This window comes from Pseudarthrobacter sp. Y6, from assembly GCF_050156205.1.
Lineage (GTDB): Bacteria > Actinomycetota > Actinomycetes > Actinomycetales > Micrococcaceae > Arthrobacter.
In genome coordinates this window covers 2,947,203-2,971,550 of sequence record NZ_CP189574.1, presented here as the reverse complement: position 1 = coordinate 2,971,550, position 24,348 = coordinate 2,947,203, and the positions used below count along the sequence as shown (strand labels likewise).

The window sequence follows — 24,348 nt, the reverse complement described above, 5'->3', positions numbered from 1 at the left end:
GAGGTTGATGGTCTACATCTGGAACGATCCGTCCGAGGTCCCGGCGGACTTTGGTCCCTCCGTTGTCACTTTTGGCAACTTCGACGGCGTCCATCGCGGCCACCAGCAAGTGCTGTCTGAGCTCATCCGCTCGGCCCGCCTCAACGGGACCAAGTCTGTTGCCGTCACGTTTGACCCGCACCCGGCCCTGATCCACCGCCCGGAGTCCGCGCCCGAAATGATCATGGGCCTGCAGGACAAATTGGTGGCGCTGGGGGAGCTCGGCCTGGATGCCATCCTGGTTATGAAGTACTCCCTGAACCTGGCCAGCCTCACGCCTGAGGAATTCGTGAGCCAGGTCCTCGTGGACAGCCTGCATGCCAGCCACGTGGTGATCGGCCACGATGCCCGGTTCGGCCGCGGCAACTCCGGTGACCTTGACACCATGAAGCAGCTGGGCGAAAAGTTCGACTTTGACGTCCAGGTCATCAGCGAGTTCGGCTCGGAAGGCTACCCGCTCCATAACGACGCCGGCACGGACCGCCGCTGTTCCTCCACCTGGGTGCGTGAAGCACTGCAGGAGGGCGACGTCGCCACCGCCGCCGCGGTGCTGGGGCGCCCGCACCGTATGCGCGGCGAGGTTGTACACGGTGCTGCCCGCGGACGCGCGCTCGGTTTCCCCACCGCCAACCTTGCCCACGAGGCCAGCGGATTCATCCCCGCGGACGGAATCTACGCCGGCTGGCTGGTGGACCAGGCCGGCACGCGCTGGCCGGCGGCCATCTCGGTGGGGTCCAATCCCACGTTCGACGGCGTCAGCCGCCACGTCGAAGCCCATGTGATCGACCGTCCCCACGAGGCCATTGAGGACTTCGATCTGTATGGCCAGACAGTAGTCGTCGAATTTGCGGCACGGCTCCGCGGCATGGTGGCATACCGTGGGCCGGAGGCGCTGGTTGACCAGATGCGCCTGGACGTGGTCCAGGCCCACGATCTCCTGGTGCGGCGCTGACCGGGTCCCACCCGCAACCAACAGCGAGAGAGGCAGCACAGTGGCCGTCGAGAAGAACACCCGCAAGCTGGACAAAGGCATAGTCCGCGATTTCAGTTCCCGGATGAGTTATGCGTCCTACCTCCAACTGCCCACCCTGCTCAGCGCACAGCAGCCTGTCAGCAAGCCCGAACACCACGACGAGCTGCTGTTCATCATCCAGCACCAGACCACGGAGCTGTGGCTGAAACTCGTGCTGCACGAGCTCCGTAGCGCCGCAGCCTGGCTGCGCGCAGACGATCTCGGCTCCGCCCTCAAGGGCATCGCGCGGGTCAAGCACATCCAGAAAACCCTGACGGAGCAGTGGTCAGTCCTGGCCACGCTGACGCCCACAGAGTACTCCCAGTTCCGCGGGTTCCTGGGCAACTCCTCAGGCTTCCAGTCAAGTCAATACCGGGCCGTGGAGTTTGTCCTCGGCAACAAGAACCGCAAAATGCTGCCGGTGTTCGAATCGGACCCTGAAGCGCACGCCATGCTGGAGGACCTGCTCAATTCGCCCAGCATCTATGACGAGTTCCTGGCCTACCTCGCCCGGCAGGGCTTCGACGTGCCTCAGTCTGTGCTGGAGCGGGACGTTACCCGCGCCCACGAGTTCTGCCCTGAGCTGGTGCCGCTGTTCAAGCACATCTACGAAAGCGCCGCCGATAACTGGGGCGCCTACGAGGCCTGCGAGGAACTGGTGGACCTTGAAGACAACTTCCAGCTGTGGCGGTTCCGGCACCTGCGCACCGTCCAGCGCACCATCGGGATGAAAACGGGAACCGGGGGATCCAGCGGCGCTGCCTTCCTGCAGAAAGCCCTGGAGCTCACCTTCTTCCCGGAACTGTTCGCGGTACGGACGGAGATCGGCCAGTGAGCAGCGCGATGGATGCGAATATGGAAAATCACGACGGCGCCGCCCTCCTTGATCGGGCAGCGCAACTGGATACGGGCGACCCGCTGGCACGCTACCGCGACCTCTTCATCGGGACGGATACGGACCTGTCCTACCTCGACGGCAATTCCCTGGGCCGCCCGCTGAAGCGGACGCAACGGGACATCAGCACCTTCATCGAGGATGGCTGGGGCGGCCGGCTCATCCGTGGCTGGGACGAGGAATGGCTGGACCTGCCACAGACCATTGGCGATCAACTCGGCCGTGCTGTCCTTGGCGCCGCCCCGGGCCAGAGCATCATCGCTGACTCCACCACGGTGGTGCTCTACAAACTGATCCGTGCTGCGCTGGCCACCGTCACTGACCCCGCCCGCATAGAGATCGTCCTGGACACGGATAATTTCCCCACCGACCGCTACCTGGTGGAGGGGATCGCCCGCGAGGAAGGCCTGACCCTGCGGTGGATCGAAACCGATCCAGCGTCCGGCGTCACCGTCGAACAGGTGCGGGACGCCACCGGCCCGGCGACCGCCGTCGTACTTGTGAGCCACGTGGCGTACCGTTCCGGCTTCCTGGCCGATCTTCCGGCCATCACAGAGGTTGCGCACAGCGCGGGGGCGCTGGTGGTCTGGGATCTGTGCCATTCCGCCGGCTCAGTGGAGCTGGACCTTGACGGCGCAGACGTGGATTTTGCCGCGGGCTGCACCTATAAGTACCTCAACGGGGGACCGGGCTCGCCGGCCTTCGCCTACGTCAACCGCCGGCACTTGCCCGGACTGAAGCAGCCGATTTGGGGCTGGATGGGACGCAAGGACGCTTTCGAGATGGCCGCAGGCTACGAACCGGCGCCGGGCATCCGGAGTTTCCTCAGCGGCACTCCGGCCATCTTCGGGATGCTGGCCATGCGCGGGACCCTTGACCTCATCGAAGAGGCCGGCATGGTTGCCATCAGGGAGAAGTCCCTGCAACTCACTGCCTACGCCGTGCAGCTGTATGAGGCGTGGCTGGAACCGGTGGGCGTGGAGCTGGCATCGCCGCGTGATCCGGAGCTTCGCGGAAGCCACATCACCCTGGATCATCCGGCGTTCCGGAACGTGACGGCGGCGCTGTGGGAACAGGACGTCATCCCTGATTTCCGTGCACCACACGGGATCCGCGTCGGGTTGTCGCCCCTGAGCACCAGCTTCGCGGAGCTTTTCCGGGGGATGGCCGCCATCCGGGCTCAGCTGCGTCGCTGAGCCGCTGCCTTTCGGCGACGGCGGCTGGGGGACTGCGGCGGCTGTTTCGACAAGATTGCGGCGGGGCCGGTAAACTAAAAGTTGGATCCGGCTGCAGTCCGTGGCGGCTGGTTCCTGCCATGTGTGGAAAGTCCCTGGTTTCCGGGGGATTCCCGCGCGGGCAGACCCGGCAGTGAGTTACTGATTCGGGCCTCACGGCACATCTCTAGGAGTTATTGTGGCACTTGACGCCGCTGTAAAGCAGTCCATCATCCAGGATTTCGCAACGTCCGAGGGCGACACCGGTTCGCCGGAGGTCCAGGTTGCAGTCCTGACTCAGCGGATCAAGGATCTGACTGAGCACATGAAGGTGCACAAGCACGATTACCACACCCAGCGCGGTCTGCTGGCCATGGTTGGTCGTCGCAAGCGTATGCTCACCTACCTCAAGAACACTGACATCGCCCGCTACCGTGCGCTCATCGAGCGTCTCGGCCTGCGCCGCTAGTCAGGCTTAAGGGGCGGCCCTTTCCTTTGTGGAACGGGCCGCCTTCTTCAGAAGAAAACTAAACAGGAGGATCAACCGCATCACGCATTCGCGGTCCTCGGTAGTGATCCCCGGGAACGGCTTCGAAGACTGAAGCCCCGGCCCGTGGGTCTCGATCGATGACCGGGTGCAGTGCAGGCCAGTAGACAGATGCTGGACTGGGTTGATGCGGCTGGGCTCCGTGAAACAAGAAACGGAGGTGACTCTCTTGGAGGGTCCCGAAATCCAGTTCTCAGAAGCAGTCATTGACAATGGCCGCTTTGGCAAGCGTGTAATCCGCTTTGAAACCGGCCGTCTCGCCAAGCAGGCAGCCGGCGCAGCCATGGTGTACATCGACGAAGACACCGCGCTGCTGTCCGCCACCACCGCAGGCAAGCACCCGCGCGAAGGCTTTGACTTCTTCCCGCTGACGGTTGACGTTGAAGAGCGCATGTACGCCGCCGGCCGTATCCCGGGCTCGTTCTTCCGCCGCGAAGGCCGCCCGTCCACCGAGGCCATCCTGGCCTGCCGCCTCATGGACCGCCCGCTGCGTCCGGCCTTCGTCAAGGGCCTGCGCAACGAGGTCCAGATCGTGGTGACCGTTCTGGCCATCAACCCTGACGAGCTCTACGACGTTGTTGCCATCAACGCTTCCTCGATGTCCACCCAGCTTTCCGGCCTTCCGTTCTCCGGCCCGATCGGCGGCGTCCGCGTTGCCCTCATCGCCGACGAGCACGGCTCCCAGTGGGTGGCCTTCCCCAAGCACTCGCAGCTGGAGAATGCCGTGTTCAACATGGTGGTTGCGGGCCGTGTTGCCGGCGACGACGTCGCCATCATGATGGTTGAAGCCGAAGCCACCGACAACTCCTGGAACCTCATCAAGGAACAGGGCGCCACCGCCCCCACCGAAGAGGTTGTGTCCGAGGGCCTTGAGGCTGCCAAGCCGTTCATCAAGGCGCTGTGCGAAGCACAGGCTGACCTGGCGGCACGCGCCGCCAAGCCCACCGTTGAATTCCCGGTCTTCCTCGACTACCAGGACGACGTCTTCGCAGCTGTTGAGGCCGCCGCCGCTGACAAGCTGGCTGCTGTCTTCCAGATCGCTGACAAGCAGGAACGCGACATCGCGTCCGACGAACTCAAGGACGAAGTCACCTCTTCGCTGGCCGGCCAGTTCGAAGGCCGCGAGAAGGAGCTGTCCGCAGCATTCCGCTCGGTCACCAAGCAGGTTGTGCGCCAGCGCATCCTGAAGGACCAGATCCGCATCGACGGCCGCGGCCTGACGGACATCCGCCAGCTCACCGCCGAGGTTGAGGTTCTGCCCCGCGTTCACGGTTCGGCCATCTTCGAGCGCGGCGAAACCCAGATCATGGGGGTCACTACGCTGAACATGCTCAAGATGGAACAGCAGATCGACTCGCTTTCTCCGGTCACGCGCAAGCGCTACATGCACAACTACAACTTCCCGCCGTACTCCACCGGCGAGACCGGACGCGTCGGTTCCCCGAAGCGCCGCGAAATCGGTCATGGTGCCCTCGCAGAGCGCGCCATCATGCCCGTGCTGCCTTCCCGCGAGGAATTCCCCTACGCCATCCGCCAGGTGTCTGAGGCTCTCAGCTCCAACGGTTCGACGTCGATGGGTTCCGTCTGCGCCTCCACGCTGTCCCTGCTCAATGCAGGTGTGCCGCTGAAGGCCGCGGTTGCCGGTATCGCCATGGGCCTGGTTTCCGACCAGGTCGACGGCCAGACCCGCTACGCAGCGCTCACGGACATCCTTGGCGCCGAAGATGCCTTCGGCGACATGGACTTCAAGGTTGCCGGTACCTCCGAGTTCGTCACGGCCATCCAGCTGGACACCAAGCTCGACGGCATCCCGGCCTCCGTTCTGGCAGCAGCGCTGAAGCAGGCCCGCGAAGCCCGTCTTCACATCCTGGACGTCCTGAACTCCGCGATCGACACCCCGGACGAGCTCTCTGAGTTCGCGCCGCGCGTCATCGCGGTCAAGATTCCGGTTGACAAGATCGGTGAGGTCATTGGGCCCAAGGGCAAAATGATCAACCAGATCCAGGAAGACACCGGCGCGGACATCTCCATTGAAGATGACGGCACTGTCTACATCGGCGCCACCAACGGACCGTCTGCAGACGCAGCACGCTCCGCGATCAACGCCATCGCCAACCCGCAGATTCCGGAGATCGGCGAGCGCTACCTGGGCACGGTTGTCAAGACCACCACCTTCGGTGCGTTTATCTCCCTGACCCCGGGCAAGGACGGCCTGCTGCACATCTCCGAGCTGCGCAAGCTAGCCCAGGGCAAGCGCGTGGACAACGTTGATGACGTGGTCTCCGTGGGCCAGAAGATCCAGGTTGAGATCACCAAGATCGATGACCGCGGAAAGCTGTCCCTGTCACCCGTCGTTGCTGAAGAGGAAGGCGCCGGCGAAGCCGAGCGCGTTCACGCTTCCGCCGCGGCGGAGGGCGCTGCTGACTCCGAGTAGTCTCAGCTTCCTGCACAGAGCATGAATCGGCGGGACCGGTGGATGATCCACCGGTCCCGCCGCTGTTACGATGGCAGCCAGATCCGGCTGCCGCTCCTGAAAGGCTTCAATGACTGTTGTACCCCTGCCGCTTGAGCAGAACCAGCCCGGCGACACCCTGGTCCACGGATCCGACGGCGGCTCCGTCGTCCGGCGTTCAGTGCTGCCCGGCGGCGTGCGGGTACTGACCGAGGCGATGCCGGGCCAGCGCTCGGCAACTATCGGTTTCTGGGTGGGGGTGGGCTCTCGCGATGAAGCCCCGGGACAGCACGGCTCCACGCACTTCCTCGAGCATCTCCTGTTCAAGGGCACCAGGCGCCGTACTGCCCTGGAAATCGCCTCGGCGTTCGATGAGGTAGGCGGGGAATCCAACGCCGCCACGGCCAAGGAGAGCACCTGCTACTTCGCGCGGGTGCTGGATACGGACCTGCCCATGGCCATCGACGTCATCGCCGACATGATCACCGGTGCTGTCCTGGATCCGGCCGAGATGGAGCAGGAGCGCGACGTCATCCTGGAGGAAATCGCCATGGACAGCGATGACCCCACTGACGTGGCGCATGAAAACTTTGTGGCTGCCGTGCTGGGCACCCACCCGCTGGGCCGCCCCATCGGCGGCACTCCCGCTGCGATCCGCGCCGTTGCCCGCAACTCCGTGTGGGAGCACTACCGCCGTTACTACCGCCCGGATGAGCTGGTCATCACCGCCGCCGGGGGCTTGGAGCACGACGTCGTCTGCCGCCTTGTGGTGGACGCCCTCCACACTGCCGGGTGGTCACTTGAGCCGGACGCCGCCCCGGTAGATCGCCGCTCCACCGCGAGGGCCGACATTACCGGCACCGCCGGGCTGCATGTGGTCAAGCGTGCGGTAGAGCAGGCGAACATCATTATGGGCTGTCCCACGATTGTGGCCACCGATGACCGTCGCTACGTCATGAGCGTCCTCAACGCCGTCCTGGGCGGCGGGATGTCTTCGCGGCTGTTCCAGGAGATCCGCGAAAAGCGTGGCCTGGTGTACTCCACTTACTCCTTTGCCTCCTCTTACGCGGACGCCGGCTACTTCGGGATGTACGCAGGGTGCACCCCGTCCAAGGTCCGCCAGGTGCTGGACCTGCTGGGGCTCGAACTGGACAAGCTTGCCGAAGGCGGGATCTCCGACGACGAACTGCGTAAGGCCGTGGGCCAGCTGTGCGGCGGAATTGTCCTGGCACTGGAGGACACCGGTTCCCGTATGTCCCGCCTGGGCCGCGCTGAACTGGTGTCCGGTGAATACCAGGACATCGACGAGACTCTGCGGCAGATCAAGGCTGTCACCGCGCAGGAGGTCCAGGACCTTGCCAAGGAGTTGGCAGCCGCGCCACGGACCGTCACCGTGGTGGGCCCGTTCGAGGAGACCGAAACCTTCGGTCTCTGACCGGCAGGCTTGAGCCCGCCATAATAAACCTATGAACCTTCCGCAGCCGGGCACGGTGCACGCCGTGCTGGAGAACTTCCTGGGGCATTGGCGCGGCACCACCCGGCTGGACGCGTCGGCCTGGGGGCCCAAGCGCACGGCCTCGGCGGAAGTCAGTTACACCAGGGCCGCCGGGGGCTACGCCGTCGTACAAAGTTACAGACACACTGAAGCCGATGGCACGCACTTTGAGGGACACGGCGTCTTTACTGTCGACCGTGACCACGACGACATCCTCTGGTACCACGTGGACAGCATGGGCCTGCCGCCGGGAGCCCCGGCCCGGTGCACGTGGGTGGGCGGTGTGCTGCGCGTCGAGCGCCACAGTGACCGGGGGACCGCCCGCCATACTTTCCGTGTGGACAACGACGTGCTGATCCACACCGCCGAGTTGCGCCTCGGCGACGGCCAGGACTTTGTCCCGTTCATGAACTCCGAGTGCCGCCGCGTCTGACCCCATCCCGACCCGTGCGCGAACGGACACTTGAGCCCCTGCTGGTTGGCAGGCCGGCAGGTTGGCGCGAGAGGCCAGTCAAGACCCCTGCCTCTGCGCGAACGGACACTTGAGACCCCCGCCCAGATCCGACCGTCAGCCGGCTGATTCCAGAATCCTTGTCCGCGGAGCGCCGTTCAAGGCTGGCGCTGCGGAAGACGAATTCCACACCCTACTTTTCAGGTTCGCCAGCAATTGCTCAGCCTGGCCGCGTTCGTTGAAATCGAGTTCCACCACCACGTAGTGGGAATCATCCACAGGCTGGGAAATCCGGTGGCCGACGACTCCGGAGGCCGCGCGGTCCACCGGATCCCGGTCGAAGGCTTCTTTCCACATGCCAAAGTCCTTAATGCCATGTTCGATTTGCAGTGTGTACATTGCTGCTTCTCCTTAGCCCATCGTGTTAGTTGATCGCACTTATTTGCCTCCGTGCTGTCCAACCCATGGCTCCTGTCCTGGGACAGCCGCACGGTTCCGCTGCGTGGCGTACTGTCACGTTAACTGCCGGCCGATGTGGCCGGTATCCCAGAAATCTGGGGTCTTGGTAGAAAACCCCGGCGCTGCCCACAGAGTGCATACTGGGGGAATGACCCCCGGCAGGCCCTGGAACAGGAGCTTTGAACGGATCCGGCTCATCGGCGCCTCCGCCCCGGATCACCACTCGTTACGCACTGCCGTGCTCGCTGAGTTGGGCCGGGTGCTTCCGTTCAGTGCTTTCGTGTGGCCGCTCTCAGATCCGCTGACGGCGACGGGCATGTCGCCCATTGCCAGAATTCCGTGCCCGGACGAACTGCCGTTGCTGATCAGGCTCAAGTATCTGACGCTGGCAGGTCGGTGGACGCAGTTGGCGATCAGCCCGTCGCCAGTGACGACGCTGCTGCGCGAAACTGCCGGCAATCCATCACGGAGCCTGGTGTGGGAGGGACTTATGAAGCGCTACGGAGTGACCGATGTCCTGTTCGCAGTGCTGGCGGACAAGCACGGCTGCTGGGGTTGGATTGACCTCTGGCGAACGGCGCAGGACGATCCCTTTACTGCCGACGAAGTGGGATACATCGCTGCCGTGACGCGTGAGGTCATGCCCGCCCTTCGTCGTTCGATAGCCCGGCAATTTCTCCTGGAGGTGCCTGACGGACGCGACCCCGTAGGACACGAGGCGGTCTGTGCGGGGGCGTCAGCCATCGGCGAACGTCCTGGGCCGGACTTGCCTCAGCAGGCAGTGATGACTCTGGATGCGGATATGGCGGTGGTGGGTGGAACGGCTTCGGTGGAGGAGTGGCTTGGACTGCTCCAGGCTGGCCCGCGTCCCTTTCAACGCGTACCGGCCGAGGTCCTCAACGTCGCTGCCCAGTTGCTGGCGCGTGAGGCGGGCGTGGATCGTCATCCTGCGTCCGCCCGTGTGCACATAGGGTCAGGCCAGTGGGCCCTACTCCAGGCCAGCCGGATGGACTCCACCGGGGCAGCGGCCATTCCGCCATTGGCCGTCACCATCCAGGCCTGCCCTCCGGCGGCGAGGCTTGATATGTTCGCCCGGAGCTTCGGGCTGACAACGCGGCAGCGGGAATTGTTTGAGCTTGCCGCCAGCGGCGCCGACACCAACGCCATGGCTGAAGCCTTGGGGATCGGGGCCTACACCGTCCAGGATCAGTTCAAGCAGATTTTCGAGACGTGCGGCGTCCATAGCCGCCCGACGTTGTTGGCCCTGGCGATGGGAACGGCCCAGTAACCGAACCGGCCTTCACCTCTGCGCCGGTGGCAGGCTTGTGTCCAGGTCCAGGTCCAGGTCCAGGTCCAGGTCGAGTTCCAGGTCCACGCCCAAGACCAAACCGGTGCTGGTGCCGGCGCCGGGCATGGGGATGTTTGCTGGCCAGTGGGGTGGTTCCCAGTCGGGGTGTTCGCTGGGGTAGTGGCGTCCTGTGGGTGATATCCAGCCGGGTGGTTCGTTCTTTGTGGCGGTGGTGGGTTTCCAGGCTGTGGTGTGTCTGAGTCTGTGATGTTTGGGGCATGGCTGACCGAGATTTGATAGCCCGGTGGCGCCGCCGTGGGCCCAGGCCAGCAGGTGGTCGGCCTCGTTGTCGAGGGAGTGGTTGCTGCAGCCCGGGAACGGGCACTTTCCGTCGCGCAACCGTAGCCATTGTCGTTGGGCTTTCGTGAGCCGGTAGCTGGTCCGCCCAATCTCCAACGGTGCGCCGTCGCGCGGGTCTACAAGCACACGGTGGAAGGAGTCGGCGCCGTCGGCGATGAGCTGCCGGGCCATGGACGGTGGGATCGGGCCGTATCCGTCGAGCATGGCGGGCTCCTCAGTGAGGCCCAGCAGCGACATGACCGGGACCGTGACCAGCACCTGCGCCCTCGGCGATGGAACACCGTCGCCCACTGCCATGCCCGTGTCGCCGATGCCGCCGATGCCGCCGGTCACGTCCGTCATAACACCGGTTCCGCCGCCGGCGATGTTGTTGCCCAGGAGCCAGGTGGCGGTGATGTCGGCGCGGATCTGGCTGAGGGTCCGGTCCTCATGAGGTCCCTGCAACGCCCTGGCCGCGGTGGTGGTGCGGTCCCAGATCCCCGCGGCCTGATCGGCCGGCAGGTAGGCGGAGAGCCAGGCCATACCGTCGCGGTCCGGTGCATACTCCAAGCGCCGATCTGCGGCGCTCGTGATGTGGCGCTTTTCGATGCTGACCGGGTGATGCCGTTCCCGCCACGTCCGGGCCTTGTGCCGGAAACGCCCAGGCACGAGGTCACCGGCGGGGCAACCCCGGGCAGGGTTTGGCGCGTCGGGGTCCAGGAAGTGCGCCTCGAGGGCTTGGGTGCCGGCAGGGTCCAGGTTCACGGTTTCGTCGACCATGATCCGGGCGTGCTGCCATGAGATCGTCCCGGCCTGCAACGCGGCGAACGTCAGCGGCAGGGCGGTGGTCAGTGCGTGCGCTTCGGCGAGCAGAGCACCCGCGGCGCGTTCGCTGACCGTCAGGACGCAGGCGACTTCAGCGATCACGGCCATCTCCTGCCCTGTATGGTCTTGCGGCGACTCGGCCGGGCCTGCCAGTGTCTCGGCAGAAGCGGCGTACACGGCGGCAGCGTGAACCTTCAGGGCCGCGATCTTCGCTTCCCCGCGGGCGACTCCAGCCAGCGTCTTCAGAGCGATCTCGGCCCTCCGATGCAACGGATCAGCACCACTGGATCCCGAGGACTCGGGCCCGCCACAGAGCACCGCAGCAAGCTCAGCGAAGGACGCCGCAAGTGCCTCCGCCGTCGCCACAGCTGCTCTGCTATCCATACTCAAAGCATCCCAGCAGGGTGTGACAATCACCGCGTGGAGGATGCCTATGTGCATAACTCAGCGGCCACGCCGGCCGTCATGGCAGCGGTCACGAATAAGAGCCCGGCCGTTTCGGCGCGAGGAGCCAATTGGTCCCCTTAGATGCCGGGGCCTCAACTGCCTGTTCGCACGGTCTGAAGGGTGCCCTACCCGCCGGCGAATGGCGGCAGCACGTCAACCACGTCGCCCGGTTTTAACACAGTCGTGCGGTCCCGTACAGCGACCTCGTTGAGCAGGAAACTGCTCCGGGACAGGATTCGATGCAGGGGAGGAGCGCCGGCAGGGGGCTCGGCGCGGTCCACAGCCAGGACTGCCTGCAGCAAGCCGGCCACTGTGGTCCCGGACGCGAGATCAAAGAACTCGTCTTCGACCCCCGCGGCGGCGCGTGCTGCAGCGAAGTAACGTACGTTCAAGAATTCAGCCTCCGATGGCGCTCATGCTGCGGTCCGGCTGGACAAAGTCCGGCGCGCCGAGACCTGTGTGGTCCATTCCGTGCGCCTTTGGCTTGACCCACATGGCATCCTGCCAGCGTTCGGCCAAAGCTTGATCATTGGCGCCCTCCCGCAGCAGACCGAGCAGATCAAACTCCTCACGGGAGAAGAGGCAGCTCATGATCTTGCCCTCAGCGGTGATCCGTGTGCGACGGCAGTCGGAGCAGAACGGCTCCGTGACGGACGCGATGATCCCCACAGTGCCCAACACCGGCCCTACGGCGTCCAGCACCTCAGTACCCAGGACCTGCCTATCCGGCCCCGCGGACCCGGCCACCCGGCGTCGTACTTCAAAGCGTTCTGCGGGGGCTCCATCGCGGGCGCGGGGATCGGGACTCAGCACAAAGTCGTGCGAGAGCAGGGCTCGGATCTCGGCCGCCGTGATCATGTTCCGCCGGGTCCAGCCGTGGTCCGCGTCAAGGGGCATCTGCTCGATGAAGCGGAGTTCGTAGCCGCGGTCCAGCGCCCAGGCGAGCAGGGACGGCGACTCGGTGTCGTTGATGCCCCGCATCAGGACGGCGTTGAGTTTGACGGGTCCCAGCCCGGCGGCCCAGGCGGCATCGACGCCGGCCACGACGCGGTCCAGGAAGGGGCGGCGGGTCAGCTTGGTGAAGGTTTCTTCGTGCAGCGAATCCAGTGAGACATTGATGCGGGTCAGGCCCGCGGCCTTGAGCGCGGCCGCCTTTTTGTCCAGGCCCACGCCGTTGGTGGTCATGGAGATCGGCAGCTCCGGATGATTGCTTCGCAGGGCCGCAATGATGTCAATCAGGTCTGCCCTGACCAGTGGCTCCCCGCCCGTCAGGCGCAGTTCGCGGACACCGAGCAGGTCCACGCCAATCCGGACAATCCGCACGATCTCCTCGGCGGACATCACAGCCTGCTTGGCCAGCCATTCAAGTCCCTCGGCAGGCATGCAGTACGTGCAGCGCAGGTTGCATTTATCCGTCAGCGACAGCCGCATGTCGGTGGCCCGGCGGCCGTACTGGTCCAGCAGGCCCGGCGGCGTTCCGGCCGGCCGCGCAGGCGGCAGGCCCGGCCCTGCACCTTCCCGGGGTAGCGGCATGCCTAGCTGAACACTCATAACTTCAGGCTACGCCACGTTTGGCCGCGGCATGGCGCCGATGCCGCGGGATGGTCTTACGGAAGTCGTACAGTTCTCCAGGGGACGGCCAAGCCCGGTGCCGCCGGGCCCCGGCGAACCTATGCTGGAAATATGAAGACCCCCAAGGCTCAGCAGGAAGCAGCCGACGACGGCGCGAGCTCCCCACGGCGCTCGGTAGCCGCCGGTGCCGCTCAAGGCGGCCGCCGCTGGGCCGCCGCGTCGGGTGCAGTGGCCGCCGGCGCCGCCCTCGTCGTGGGTGAGTTGCTGGCAGGACTGCTCAGTCCGTCCCTCTCGCCCCTGACGGCAGTGGGCGGAGCTGTGATCGATGCTGTTCCGCCAGGTGTGAAGGACTCGGCCATCTCACTGTTCGGCACCGCCGACAAGGCAGTGTTCGTGGCCGGGATGCTGGTGATCATCGTAGCCGTCGGGGCGTTGGCCGGAATTCTGGAGCAGCGCAGGCGGTTTGCCGGTGCAGCGGTGATTGCTGTTTTTGGGCTCGTCGGGCTTACCGCGGTGCTTACCCGCGCGCAGATGACCCCGGCCGCGGCCGTGGTGCCCCTGCTCGCAGCCCTGGCCGGCGCGCTTCTGCTGGGATGGCTGATCCGCCGGCTCCACGAAGGACTGGTCGGTGCCGCGGGGGCAGGTGCCGCGAACGTGCAAGATCCCGCGAGGACAGCAACAACTGCCGGACGGCGCACGTTCCTGCAGGTGCTGGCTACCGGTGCCGGGGCCACCGCCGTTGGCGGGGTTGTTGCCGCGGTCTGGCGAGGTGCGGCCGCAGGAATCAGCACCGCCCGCGAAAAACTGCAACTGCCTGCCGCAATATCGGAAGCGCCCGCCATCCCTGCCGGCGCCGAGGTAGGCCTGGACGGTATGCAGCCGCTGGTCACACCGAACCGCGACTTCTATCGGATCGACACCGCCCTGATCGTCCCGTCCCTCGACCCCGAATCCTGGGTACTCCGCGTCACGGGGATGGTGGAACAGGAGGTTGAGCTGAACCTGACCGAACTGCTGGCCAAGCCGCTGATCGAACGGCATGTGACCATCGCCTGCGTCTCCAACGAAGTGGGCGGGGACCTGATCGGCAACGCCCGCTGGCTCGGCTGGCCGGTGCGGGAACTGCTGGCCCTTGCCCGCCCGAAGGCCGGTGCCGACATGGTGTTGTCCCGAAGCTCCGACGGCTGGAGGGCGGGCACCCCGCTGGAGGTCCTCACTGACGAGCGGGACGCCCTGCTCGCGGTGGGGATGAACGGCGAACCGTTGCCGCTGGAGCATGGCTTCCCGGTACGGATGATCGTGCCCGGCCTGTACGGCTACGTTTCCGCCACCAAATGGCTCACCGAACTCCGCGTCACCAGGTTCACGGACGACGTTGGCTATTGGACGCCGCGCGGCTGGTCCGACCGCGGCCCCATCAAAACGTCCTCGCGGATCGACGTGCCCCGCACCGGCCGGCGGGTGAGCGCCGGAAGGGTCATGTTCGGCGGCGTGGCCTGGGCCCAGCATACCGGGATCGGCAAGGTGGAACTCCGCGTCAACCGCGGGCCGTGGCAGGAGGCCCGTGTCGCACCCGGGATTTCGCTGGACACCTGGTACCAGTGGCAGCTGGGCATCGAACTGACGCCGGGCCAGTACGAGGTCCAGGTTTGCGCCACGGACCTCAACGGCGAGCCGCAGGTGGAGGAACGCCGGCCGGTTGCGCCGGACGGGGCCACCGGCTTCCACACGATTAGAGTTGACGTGAATCCATGACGGCCCGTACCGAAGGCAGGACCATGCACAGCCCTCCCCACCAGCACGGCGATGCTTCACACCACGTCCACGGCGTCCATAGCCAAACGCCCCACCAGGCACGGTCCGTGGCACTGCACCGAACCGCCGTAGCCGAACTGCTGGCGCCCCTACTCGCCCAGGGGCGAACGGAAACGCTGGTCCTTCGCGACGCGCTGGGCAAGGGACTGGCCCATGACGTTCCGGCCCCCCTGAGCCTCCCGCCGTTCGCCAACTCCCAAATGGACGGCTTTGCCGTCAACAGCTTGGACGTGCCCGACGGCGGCGCGGAGCTGCGTGTGGTTGTCCCCGTCCCGGCAGGTGCCGTGCCGGCGGCCCTGGACCGTGGCACTGCGGCCCCCATCATGACGGGAGCCATGATTCCCGCCGGCGCTGACGCCGTCGTGCCCGTGGAGCGTGCCGTTCCGGACCGGTTCCCCGCCCCCGGGGAAACAACCACTGTGTGGTTGGCGGCGACCGCGGCTGGCACCTTCGTGCGGTCGGCCGGCAGTGATATTGAGGCGGGGGAGCGGGCGCTGGCCGCGGGAACCTTCCTCGGCCCGGCGCAGCTGGGGCTGCTGGCGGCCCTGGGGATCGCCGAAGTCACTGTTCGCAGGCCGGTGACCGTCCTTCTGGCCACAACGGGCGACGAAGTGGTGGAACCCGGCCAACCCCTGCCGGCCGGCAAGATCTACGATTCCAACGGAACCCTCCTCGAAAGTGCCATGCGGCAAGCGGGCCTGGCCGTGGTGCGCACGGCCATCGCGTCGGACCATCCTGACGAATTCCGTACACTGCTGCGCGGCCATGCCGGTGCGGTGGACCTGATCGTCACCACGGGCGGCGTCAGCAAGGGAGCCTACGAAGTTGTCCGCCAAGCCATGGAGGGCCAGGCCACTGAGTTCCTGCATGTCGCCATGCAGCCCGGCGGACCGCAGGGCATCGGGACATTCGACGGCGTGCCCTTCCTGGGATTCCCGGGAAACCCCGTCAGCTGCCTGGTTTCCTTCGAAATGTTCCTGCGGCCGGTGCTGGCCGAACTGTTTGGCTCACCTGCCCCGCGGATCCCGGCCCGCGCACGGCTGGGCCAAAGCCTGTCGTCGCCTGAACACAAGCATCAGGTCCGGCGCGGAACCCTCCAGGGGGACGGAACCGTCCGCCTTGAAGGGGGCGAAAGCTCCCACCTGATGCATGCCCTCGCCGGCTCCAACGCGCTGGTGCACATTCCCGTTGGGGTCTCGGCGCTCGCCGAGGGTGACGAGGTGGAAGTATGGATGCTGTGAATCCAGAACATAGCCCGTCCGCGCTGACCCATCTGCGCCAGGACGGAAGCGCCCAGATGGTGGACGTGTCAGCGAAAGCCGAAACCACCAGGGAAGCCACCGCCACTGCCACAGTCCGCACCACAGACGAAGTGCTGAGCCTGCTCGGATCCGGCGGCCTGCCCAAGGGCGATGCCCTGGCCGTGGCGCGCGTTGCCGGCATTATGGCCGCAAAAAAGACCCCCGACCTCATCCCGCTCTGCCATCCTTTGCCGCTCTCGAAGGTCACCGTGGACTTCGAGCTCGGAACCGACTCCGTGGCCATCCTGGCCACGGTCAAAACCCGAGGGGTCACCGGGGTTGAGATGGAAGCACTGACGGCGGTCTCCGTGGCTGCCCTCAGCGTGTACGACATGATCAAGGCGGTCGACAAGCACGCCGTGCTGACTGACATCAAAGTGCTGGCGAAAAGCGGCGGCAAGAGCGGGGACTGGACACTATGAGCACCGAGAGCACCATCCTGCCGGAGGCCAACACGGAGCCGCATGCGCCGGAGCCACACACCCACGGCGAGGTGCAGGGCCGGAAGGCCGGGGTTGTCATTGCCTCCACCCGTGCCGCCGCAGGCATCTATGAGGATGAAACCGGGCCCGTCATTATTGACTGGCTTACCGAGCACGGCTTCGAGGTGTACCCCGCCATGGTGGTGCCGGACGGCGCGCCCGTCGGTGCGGCGATCCGCGCCCTCCTGACCCAGCATCCCGCTGTCGTGATCACCAGCGGCGGTACCGGGCTCAGCCCGGACGACCGCACCCCCGACGTCACCCTGCCCCTCCTGGACCGGGAGATCCCGGGCATCATGGAGGCCATCCGGCGCGAAGGCGCTGCCAAAACGCCGCTTGCGGCGCTCAGCCGCGGGCACGCCGGAGCTGCCGGGCAGACGTTTATTATCAACCTGCCTGGCTCACCCAAGGGAGTTATGGATGGCCTGTCGGTGCTTGACCCGTTGATCGGGCACCTGTGCGACCAGTTGGAGGGCGGCCATGGGCACTGAATCGGTTTTCGAAGTGGTCCACGCGGTGCTGAGTGCAGAACCGATCTCCGTGGACCAGGCCATCGCCGCGGTGGATTCTGACACGGCAGGGGCGGTGGTCAGCTTTAGCGGAGTGGTGCGGAATCACGACGGCGGCAAGGCGGTGGAGCGGCTCAGTTACAGCGCGCATCCCACGGCTCACCAGGTAATGGCCGACGTCGTCGCCCGCCTGGCCGCCGAGCATGTCGGGGACGGATCCGGCACGCAGCCCGTGCGGATCTGGGCCGCCCACCGAATCGGCATGCTGGAAATCGGCGATCCGGCGCTGGTCTGCGCGGTCTCAGCGGCGCACCGCGGACAGGCCTTTACCGTGTGTTCCGAACTGGTGGACCGCATCAAGGAGCAGGTTCCCATCTGGAAGGAACAGTTCTTCGTGGACGGCACGGTGGAGTGGGTCGGCGCAGGCAGCTGAGCAGTGCCGGATTCCCGACGCCTTCCGGCGGTTGCGAGGTAACGCACAGTCTTCGGTTCAATCCCGCACCCGGCCCGACGGTAGGGTTAACTGCATGATCGAACAACTCTCCGTGCCCACCCGCGTGGCTGTCCTGGGCGCCAACGGGCGCATGGGCGCCGAAGCCGTTAAGGCCGTTGAAGCTGCCTCCGACCTGCTGCTCGTAGCCGCCTTGGGACGCGGCGACTCGCTGGACCAGCTGGCCGCGTCGGGTGCCCACATCGTGGTGGACCTCACCGTCCCCGAAAGCACCGAAGCGAACGTGCGCTACGCCGTCGAGCATGGCATGCACGCCGTTGTGGGGACCACCGGTTGGGATGCCACCCGGCTCGCCGCCCTGGAGGAACTGCTCGCGGAAAACCCGGAAACCGGGGTGCTGATCGCCCCCAATTTTGCCCTCGGCTCCGTGCTGGCCTCGGCCTTTGCCGCCAAGGCCGCCAAGTATTTCGAGTCTGTGGAAATCATCGAACTGCACCACCCGGAAAAGGTTGATGCACCGTCCGGGACCGCTGTCCGGACGGCCCAGCTCATTGCCGCCGAGCGCAAGGCTGCGGACGTCCCCCCCAGTCCTGATGCGACCACCAGTGAACTCGCCGGCGCGCGGGGTTGCGACGTTGAGGGAGTCCGCGTTCACAGCGTCCGGCTGCGCGGGCTGGTGGCCCACCAGGAGGTGCTGCTCGGCGGTCCGGGGGAGCAGCTGACCTTCCGGCACGATTCCTTTGACCGTGCCTCCTTTATGCCCGGTGTGTTGCTTGGCGTGCGCAATGTTGCAGCGCATCCGGGACTGACGGTGGGCCTGGACGGCTACCTGGACCTGGGACTCTAGGCCGTGGGCGGGTTTTTTGCCGCGTTCCGGAAGAACCGCACCAAGATCTGGGTGGGTGCAGTAACGCTCCTGCTGGTCTTCTACCTGGTGGTGTCCTTCCAGCGCTCCGTGCTCCTGCTGCTGGACAGCAATCCCGCCGCCAAGGCCATCGGAGCTGCCTACCTGGTCCTCCCGGCCATCGGCGCCTGGGCCATGATCCGTGAACTGCTGTTCGGCGCACGCACGGAACAGATGGCCAAGGTCCTGGAGGCCGAAGGCGGGCTCCCGGTCGACGAGCTGCCGCGCACACCCGCCGGCCGGATCGTCCGCTCAGCGGCGGATCTGGAATTCGAAAAGTACAAGGCCGAAGCGGAAGCGGCGCCCGGTGACTGGCGTTCCTGGTTCCGGCTCAGCTGCGCCTATGACGCTGCCGGTGACCGGAAGCGTGCCCGCGCGTCCATGCGCGACGCCGTGAAACTGTTCCGCGGCAAGGTTCCTGCCTAGCGCAGGCTGGCCCGGTCAGCGCAGGCTGGGCCGCTCGCCGCGCCCCAGGTGGTTGGCCGCATGGCCCACCAGCTCCAACGGGCCCCGCCATTTCAGGAGCACAAACACCATTCCCACGGTGATGGCCGTGGCGGCATGCGCCCAGTACATCCCGTCCTCGGTCCAGCCCGCGGGCAGCGGCTTCAGGTAGAACGCCGAAACCACCCAGACATGCGCTGAGTAGAGCGTGAGCGTCATGGCACCCGCGCCGCGCAGCGGCAGCAACAGGTCCAGGTCCAGCCAGTCAGCCAGCCTGCCGAGCAGGAGGAACACGCCCACCACGGCGGCTGCCACGCCGCAGGTGTGCAGAAGGTCCAGCGTGGTGGCCGAATGCGGCGCCGCGGCCGCCAGCCACCACCAGGAACCTTCCTGCCGGATTCCCGTGAGATTGACCTGGAGGACACTGTCCAACGGGTAGCCGGGCGCGTTCAGGACTGCTTCCAGCGCGGCCCGTCCGCCCCAGTCCTCCATCGCGGCGGTACCCAAAGCCTTGGCCAACGCGGCCACCGCCGCGCCGCTGCAGAGCAGCAGGACGGGAATCATCGCCTTGGTGAGGGCCAGCCGTCCGATGACGAGGCCCACCAGCAGGTATGACAGCCACTGGAACACCGGGTAGTAACCGGTCAGGAACAGGTCTCCCAGGAGACGGAAAGGGGTCGAGAGGTCTTCCCAGGACGGGTTGTGCCCCAGGTTCAGGGGAGGGTTGGCCGCCATCAGCCAGGGGCGGAGCAGATAGGCGAGCACCGGGGAAACCATGATCCAGCCGACAGCCCACGCGCACAGCGCCCTCAGCTTCAGGCCCAGGAACGGGAGGATGCACAGGAACAGCAGGGCGTAGTGGACCAGGATGATCGCGAGGTTTACTTCCAGCCCGCCCAGTGAGAGCCCGACGGCGGCAATCACCAGGGCGCGCAGTGCGATGCCGCGGCGGGCTGCGTTCAAGGCAGTACCTTCCGGAGGTACCTGCTTTCCGGTGGACAGTGCTAGTCCCACGCCAGCCAATACGGCAAACAGCGCGGCCGCCCTGCCGGAGAAGGTGAGGCCGATCCACGTGGGCGTGAGGTCGGCGTTTGCCTCGAAGGTGGGGAGCAGATGCGTGGCCATCATGCCAAGGAGCGCCAGCCCCCGGGCTGCGTCAATACCGCGGAGGCGGCCCGCGGCATGTGAGGTTCGAGGCACCCGCGAGGGTCTTGCCGGGGCGCGGGACGTCATGAGGCGATGTTCTCACACCAACCTTTGTGACGGCAGCCAAGAGCCGGCAGGAAACACGGTCTTGTAGACCTTGTGTTCGAATATATGTTCGAATAATATGAACACCATGCAAACCCCATCCCAGCCGCGACCGCTTCCGGAATCCCCAACCGCCGGCGGATCGGTGCGCCCCGCCCGGGATGCCCAGGACGCCGCCTTGGCACATCCTGCAGGTCTGATGAAAGCGATGAGCCCAGGAGTTGTGGACTTCCTCTTCCGCCAGCTCGTGGCAGGTCGACCCCCTGTGGACATCCAGTGGCAGGACGAAGGCGTGACACTCACCGCCCAGCCGGCGGGGGCAGAGCTGGCCCGCAGATTGGCCGACACCGACCTCGATGCCCTGACGCCCACTGAGCTGTTCCACTACGTCCGGGCGGCACAGCGGCTCGCGGCCTGGGCTGAGGGGCTGCGGGAGGCTGGGGTGGACCGGTACTGCCAGCCGGGGAAACCGCAGGATGGCGTGGCACGGGCTGACGAGCCTCCCGCTCAGTTGCGGCGCCCGGCTGAACTGCAGCCCCCTGCTGAACTACAGCGCCCGGCTAATCTGCAGCGCCCTGCCAATCTGCGGCGTTCCCTCGGTTAGGCGAGCCCTAGGATAAAGAGGTGACTGATGCCCTGACCGTCTCTGCCGTGCAGTACCAGGCGCTGGAAGGCGGGATTATCCCGAATGTGCAAGAACACGTCCGGCTGATCGAAGATGCCGAATCCCACGGTGCCCGGCTGGTGGTTTTCCCCGAGCTGTCGCTGACGGGGTACACCCTGTCGCAGTTGGCCGATGACTACTATTGGCTCCAGCACGGCGACCCGCGGCTGGGCGATCTCCACGAAATCTGCCGTCGGACCGGGATCACCGCCGTGGCCGGTGCTGCCTATTGGGAACCTGATGGCACGCCGCGGCTCGCCAGCCTCGTGATCCACCCCGACGGCACCATCGAACTCGGCTTCAAAACCCACCTCCACGGCCAGGAGCGGGAGGTCTTCACCGCGGGCGACGGTGCACTCGTGATCGACCTGGATGGCTGGCAGATCGCGCTGGCCATCTGCTTTGACGCCGCGGTTCCTGCCCACTCCACCGGGGCAGCCCAGGCCGGCGCGGATATCTATGCCGTATCGGCGCTGTATACGCTGGCCGAAGAACGGCGGCTTGCGCTGCACCTCGGGGCCAGGGCCATGGACAACCGGATGTTCGCCATCCTGGCGAACCTTGGCGGATCCACCGCGCTGGGCCCGTCCTGCGGCCTCAGCGGGTTCTGGGGGCCGGACGGCTTCGAACTGAAAAAGGCCGCCGGAACCGGCACTGAAGTGGTCACCGCCGTCCTGCAGCGGAGTGCCTTGCGGAAATTCCGCTGACGCTGCGGATGTCGGACTCCCAGTGGTGGTGACCGCAGTTCCTGGGGCACGGCAGCCCGCTATTTGACGCGTATCACGCCGCCCCCATTGTCCTAACCAGCCGCCGACAGGGTAACGTTTTTTCCATGCCTCACAAATCCGCCACCGCTCCTGCCCTTGGTACGCTCCTGACCGCCATGGTCACGCCCTTCACCAAGGATGGCGCAGTGGACTACAAGCAGGCAGCCGAACTGGCCACCAAACTTGTGGACGATGGCTGCGACGGCCTGGTCGTCACCGGGACCACCGGCGAAACTTCCACCCTCTCGGACGAAGAAAACCTTGGCATGTTCCGCGCTGTCAAGGAGGCCGTGGGAGACCGTGCCGCCATCATCGCCGGCACCGGGACGAACGACACCGCACATTCGGTGCACCTCTCCCAGAAGGCGGCAGCGCTCGGCGTCGACGGCCTGCTGCTCGTCACGCCGTACTACAACAAGCCCAGCCAGGCCGGCGTCCGCGCACACTTCGAGACCGTCGCGTCTGCAACTGATGTGCCCGTCATGCTGTATGATATTCCGGGCCGCTCCTCCATCGCGATCGAGCCCGAAACCATGATTCGCTTGGCGCAGCACCCGAACATCGTCGCCGTCAAGGACGCCAAAGCCGATTTCATGGCAGCCAGCCGGGTGATGGCAGAGACGGACCTGTACTTCTACTCCGGAGACGACGGACTGACCCTTCCGTGGATGTCCTTGGGCGCCGTCGGACTCGTGGGTGTCACAACCCACGTCGCAACGCGCCGCTTCCGCGAACTGATCGACGCCATCAACGCGAACGACCTCGAAACCGCGCGTAAGATCAACGTCGAGCTGCTGCCCGTCGTGAGGGCAACGATGACCCGCGTCCAGGGAGCCGTTGCAGCCAAACTAATTCTTAAATGGCAGGGAGTCCTGCCCAACTCGATTGTCCGTTTGCCCCTCGTGGAGCCGGACGAAGCCGAGATCGTAACCATCCGCGAGGATTTGGCGGAAGCGGGGCTGGTCTTTCCCTGAGGGCTAAGACCAGCACCCTTCCGCCTGGAAAGTAGTGCACTATGACCCAAACCGCCCTTCCCGGCCTTGTCACGCCTCCACGCCTGCCGCAAGGCACCCTTCGGATCGTTCCGCTGGGCGGACTGGGGGAGATCGGCCGGAACATGGCCGTGTTCGAAATCGACGGCAAACTGCTCATCGTGGACTGTGGTGTCCTCTTCCCGGAGGAGACCCAGCCCGGCGTTGACCTGATCCTGCCCGATTTCTCTTACATCGAGAACCGTCTCGACGACATCGTGGCCGTTGTCCTTACCCACGGCCACGAGGACCACATCGGTGCCGTTCCCTACCTCCTGCGGCTCCGCGCCGACATCCCCCTGGTTGGCTCACAGCTGACGCTGGCCCTCATCGAGGCCAAGCTGCAGGAACACCGGATCCGTCCGTACACGATGACAGTTGAAGAGGGCCAGGTCGAAAAGTTTGGCCCCTTCGAATGCGAGTTTGTCGCGGTCAACCACTCCATCCCCGACGCACTGGCAGTGTTCATCCGCACGGCCGGCGGCACTGTCCTGCACACGGGCGACTTCAAGATGGACCAGCTGCCGCTGGACGGCCGGATCACCGACCTCCGGCACTTCGCCAAGCTGGGTGAAGAGGGCGTTGACCTCTTTATGTCCGACTCCACCAACGCCGACGTGCCGGGCTTCACCACCGCCGAGAAGGAAATCGGCCCCACGCTGGAACGGCTCTTCGGCCAGGCCACCAAGCGCATCATCGTGGCGTCCTTCTCCTCGCACGTCCACCGCGTCCAGCAGGTGCTTGACGCCGCCGCCAAGCACAACCGCAAGGTGGCCTTCGTGGGCCGCTCCATGGTCCGCAACATGGCCATCGCCGCCAAGCTCGGCTACCTCGACGTTCCCGAGGGCCTCCTCGTGGACATCAAGAACATCGACAACCTGCCGGACAACCGCGTGGTCCTGATGTCCACTGGTTCCCAGGGCGAACCGATGGCCGCGCTTTCCCGCATGGCCAACGGCGACCACCGCGTAGTTGTGGGCGATGGCGACACCGTGATTCTGGCCTCCAGCCTCATCCCGGGCAACGAGAACGCCGTGTTCCGTATCATCAACGGCCTGCTCAAGCTCGGCGCGGACGTCATCCACAAGGGCAACGCCAAGGTGCACGTCTCCGGACACGCGGCCGCCGGCGAGCTGCTCTACTGCTACAACATCCTTGAGCCGCTCAACGCCATGCCCGTGCACGGCGAGACTCGCCACCTGATCGCCAACGGCAAGATCGCCATCGAGTCGGGCGTCCCCACCGCCAGCGTCATCCTTGCCGACAACGGCACGGTGATCGACCTCAAGGACCACCGCGCAGACGTAGTGGGCCAGGTTGAAGTGGGCTTTGTCTACGTGGACGGCTCCAGCGTCGGCGAAGTCACGGAAGCGGACCTCAAAGACCGCCAGACGCTCGGCGACGAAGGCTTCATCTCCATCATCACCGTCATCAACCGCACCACCGGCAAGGTTGTCTCCGGACCTGAGATCCACGCCCGCGGCGTGGCCGAAGGCGATTCGGTCTTCGACGAGATCATCCCCAAGATCAACGCCGCCCTGGAAGAAGCCGTGCTCAACCGCACGGACCACACCACCCACCAGCTTCAGCAGGTTGTCCGCCGAGTCGTCGGCACCTGGGTCAACCGCAAGCTGCGCCGCAAGCCCATGATCATCCCGGTGGTCCTCGAGGCGTAACAGCCCCGAAGGCAAGCG

Annotated in this window: 24 protein-coding genes; 19 read left to right on the top strand and 5 right to left on the bottom strand. The window is 65.7% G+C overall.

Annotation, left to right across the window (positions count from 1 at the left end):
• The first annotated feature begins 7 nt into the window (after positions 1-7).
• The 7 genes from ACQCSW_RS14270 (at position 8) to ACQCSW_RS14240 (ending at position 8,087) form a co-directional block, all read left to right on the top strand.
• Positions 8-991: a bifunctional riboflavin kinase/FAD synthetase gene (locus ACQCSW_RS14270; RefSeq protein ID WP_354250383.1), complete on the top strand. Its 984-nt coding sequence runs from the start codon at positions 8-10 to the stop codon at positions 989-991.
• Positions 992-1,031: 40 nt separating this feature from the next.
• Entirely contained in the window at positions 1,032-1,886 is an 855-nt protein-coding gene (gene kynA / locus ACQCSW_RS14265) for a tryptophan 2,3-dioxygenase (RefSeq protein WP_426986874.1), read from the top strand.
• Positions 1,887-1,894: 8 nt separating this feature from the next.
• Positions 1,895-3,142, top strand: coding sequence for a kynureninase (gene kynU / locus ACQCSW_RS14260; protein WP_426990705.1), 1,248 nt, complete (start codon positions 1,895-1,897; stop codon positions 3,140-3,142).
• Positions 3,143-3,359: 217 nt separating this feature from the next.
• A complete protein-coding gene (gene rpsO / locus ACQCSW_RS14255; RefSeq protein WP_111906453.1) occupies positions 3,360-3,629 on the top strand; it encodes a 30S ribosomal protein S15 in 270 nt (89 codons plus the stop codon).
• A gap of 247 nt (positions 3,630-3,876) precedes the next feature.
• Entirely contained in the window at positions 3,877-6,141 is a 2,265-nt protein-coding gene (locus ACQCSW_RS14250; protein ID WP_426990704.1) for a polyribonucleotide nucleotidyltransferase, read from the top strand.
• A 109-nt stretch (positions 6,142-6,250) separates the two neighbouring features.
• The gene (locus ACQCSW_RS14245; protein ID WP_426986871.1) at positions 6,251-7,594 is read left to right on the top strand and encodes a M16 family metallopeptidase; all 1,344 of its coding nucleotides are present in this window, start codon (positions 6,251-6,253) and stop codon (positions 7,592-7,594) included.
• A 31-nt stretch (positions 7,595-7,625) separates the two neighbouring features.
• On the top strand, positions 7,626-8,087 hold the full coding sequence (locus tag ACQCSW_RS14240) for a DUF1579 family protein (RefSeq protein WP_111906455.1): 462 nt from the start codon (positions 7,626-7,628) through the stop codon (positions 8,085-8,087).
• A gap of 135 nt (positions 8,088-8,222) precedes the next feature.
• Here the strand turns inward: ACQCSW_RS14240 and ACQCSW_RS14235 are convergent, their stop codons facing one another.
• Entirely contained in the window at positions 8,223-8,504 is a 282-nt protein-coding gene (locus ACQCSW_RS14235; protein ID WP_058929487.1) for a hypothetical protein, read from the bottom strand.
• Between the two features lie 208 nt (positions 8,505-8,712).
• Between ACQCSW_RS14235 and ACQCSW_RS14230 the strand changes: the two genes are divergently transcribed.
• Positions 8,713-9,852: a helix-turn-helix transcriptional regulator gene (locus tag ACQCSW_RS14230; RefSeq protein ID WP_426986869.1), complete on the top strand. Its 1,140-nt coding sequence runs from the start codon at positions 8,713-8,715 to the stop codon at positions 9,850-9,852.
• A gap of 12 nt (positions 9,853-9,864) precedes the next feature.
• Here the strand turns inward: ACQCSW_RS14230 and ACQCSW_RS14225 are convergent, their stop codons facing one another.
• The 3 genes from ACQCSW_RS14225 to moaA all read right to left on the bottom strand — a co-directional run bounded on the left by ACQCSW_RS14225 (position 9,865) and on the right by moaA (position 13,014).
• Positions 9,865-11,400 (bottom strand): DUF222 domain-containing protein, encoded by a 1,536-nt coding sequence (locus ACQCSW_RS14225; RefSeq protein ID WP_426986867.1) that lies wholly within the window; start codon positions 11,398-11,400, stop codon positions 9,865-9,867.
• 188 nt (positions 11,401-11,588) lie between these two features.
• Positions 11,589-11,855, bottom strand: coding sequence for a MoaD/ThiS family protein (locus ACQCSW_RS14220; protein WP_426986865.1), 267 nt, complete (start codon positions 11,853-11,855; stop codon positions 11,589-11,591).
• Positions 11,856-11,859: 4 nt separating this feature from the next.
• Positions 11,860-13,014 (bottom strand): GTP 3',8-cyclase MoaA, encoded by a 1,155-nt coding sequence (gene moaA / locus ACQCSW_RS14215; RefSeq protein WP_426986863.1) that lies wholly within the window; start codon positions 13,012-13,014, stop codon positions 11,860-11,862.
• Positions 13,015-13,146: 132 nt separating this feature from the next.
• Between moaA and ACQCSW_RS14210 the strand changes: the two genes are divergently transcribed.
• The 7 genes from ACQCSW_RS14210 (at position 13,147) to ACQCSW_RS14180 (ending at position 18,923) form a co-directional block, all read left to right on the top strand.
• Positions 13,147-14,790 (top strand): molybdopterin-dependent oxidoreductase, encoded by a 1,644-nt coding sequence (locus ACQCSW_RS14210; protein ID WP_426986861.1) that lies wholly within the window; start codon positions 13,147-13,149, stop codon positions 14,788-14,790.
• On the top strand, positions 14,787-16,091 hold the full coding sequence (locus ACQCSW_RS14205; RefSeq protein WP_426986859.1) for a molybdopterin molybdotransferase MoeA: 1,305 nt from the start codon (positions 14,787-14,789) through the stop codon (positions 16,089-16,091). The genes ACQCSW_RS14210 and ACQCSW_RS14205 overlap by 4 nt, the downstream gene beginning before the upstream one ends.
• Positions 16,079-16,573 carry a cyclic pyranopterin monophosphate synthase MoaC gene (moaC, locus tag ACQCSW_RS14200; RefSeq protein ID WP_426986857.1) on the top strand — a complete coding sequence of 165 codons (495 nt, stop codon included), beginning with the start codon at positions 16,079-16,081 and terminating at the stop codon, positions 16,571-16,573. The genes ACQCSW_RS14205 and moaC overlap by 13 nt, the downstream gene beginning before the upstream one ends.
• The gene (locus ACQCSW_RS14195; RefSeq protein ID WP_426986855.1) at positions 16,570-17,124 is read left to right on the top strand and encodes a MogA/MoaB family molybdenum cofactor biosynthesis protein; all 555 of its coding nucleotides are present in this window, start codon (positions 16,570-16,572) and stop codon (positions 17,122-17,124) included. Before moaC ends, ACQCSW_RS14195 begins: the two co-directional genes overlap by 4 nt.
• The gene (locus tag ACQCSW_RS14190) at positions 17,114-17,575 is read left to right on the top strand and encodes a molybdenum cofactor biosynthesis protein MoaE (RefSeq protein ID WP_426986853.1); all 462 of its coding nucleotides are present in this window, start codon (positions 17,114-17,116) and stop codon (positions 17,573-17,575) included. The genes ACQCSW_RS14195 and ACQCSW_RS14190 overlap by 11 nt, the downstream gene beginning before the upstream one ends.
• A 94-nt stretch (positions 17,576-17,669) precedes the next feature.
• Positions 17,670-18,440: a 4-hydroxy-tetrahydrodipicolinate reductase gene (gene dapB, locus ACQCSW_RS14185; protein ID WP_426986851.1), complete on the top strand. Its 771-nt coding sequence runs from the start codon at positions 17,670-17,672 to the stop codon at positions 18,438-18,440.
• A gap of 3 nt (positions 18,441-18,443) precedes the next feature.
• The gene (locus tag ACQCSW_RS14180) at positions 18,444-18,923 is read left to right on the top strand and encodes a hypothetical protein (protein WP_354159156.1); all 480 of its coding nucleotides are present in this window, start codon (positions 18,444-18,446) and stop codon (positions 18,921-18,923) included.
• A 15-nt stretch (positions 18,924-18,938) separates the two neighbouring features.
• Here the strand turns inward: ACQCSW_RS14180 and ACQCSW_RS14175 are convergent, their stop codons facing one another.
• Positions 18,939-20,174, bottom strand: a complete 1,236-nt coding sequence (locus tag ACQCSW_RS14175) for a heparan-alpha-glucosaminide N-acetyltransferase domain-containing protein (protein WP_426986849.1) — start codon at positions 20,172-20,174, stop codon at positions 18,939-18,941.
• A gap of 106 nt (positions 20,175-20,280) precedes the next feature.
• On the opposite strand from ACQCSW_RS14175, the gene ACQCSW_RS14170 reads away from it, so the two are divergent.
• The 4 genes from ACQCSW_RS14170 (at position 20,281) to ACQCSW_RS14155 (ending at position 24,330) form a co-directional block, all read left to right on the top strand.
• Positions 20,281-20,796 carry a hypothetical protein gene (locus ACQCSW_RS14170; protein ID WP_426986847.1) on the top strand — a complete coding sequence of 172 codons (516 nt, stop codon included), beginning with the start codon at positions 20,281-20,283 and terminating at the stop codon, positions 20,794-20,796.
• Positions 20,797-20,816: 20 nt separating this feature from the next.
• The gene (locus ACQCSW_RS14165) at positions 20,817-21,563 is read left to right on the top strand and encodes a carbon-nitrogen hydrolase family protein (RefSeq protein WP_426986845.1); all 747 of its coding nucleotides are present in this window, start codon (positions 20,817-20,819) and stop codon (positions 21,561-21,563) included.
• Between the two features lie 125 nt (positions 21,564-21,688).
• Entirely contained in the window at positions 21,689-22,597 is a 909-nt protein-coding gene (gene dapA / locus ACQCSW_RS14160) for a 4-hydroxy-tetrahydrodipicolinate synthase (RefSeq protein WP_426986843.1), read from the top strand.
• A 41-nt stretch (positions 22,598-22,638) separates the two neighbouring features.
• Complete coding sequence (locus tag ACQCSW_RS14155) at positions 22,639-24,330, top strand: ribonuclease J (protein WP_111906470.1); 1,692 nt, start codon at positions 22,639-22,641, stop codon at positions 24,328-24,330.
• The last annotated feature ends 18 nt before the right edge of the window (positions 24,331-24,348 follow it).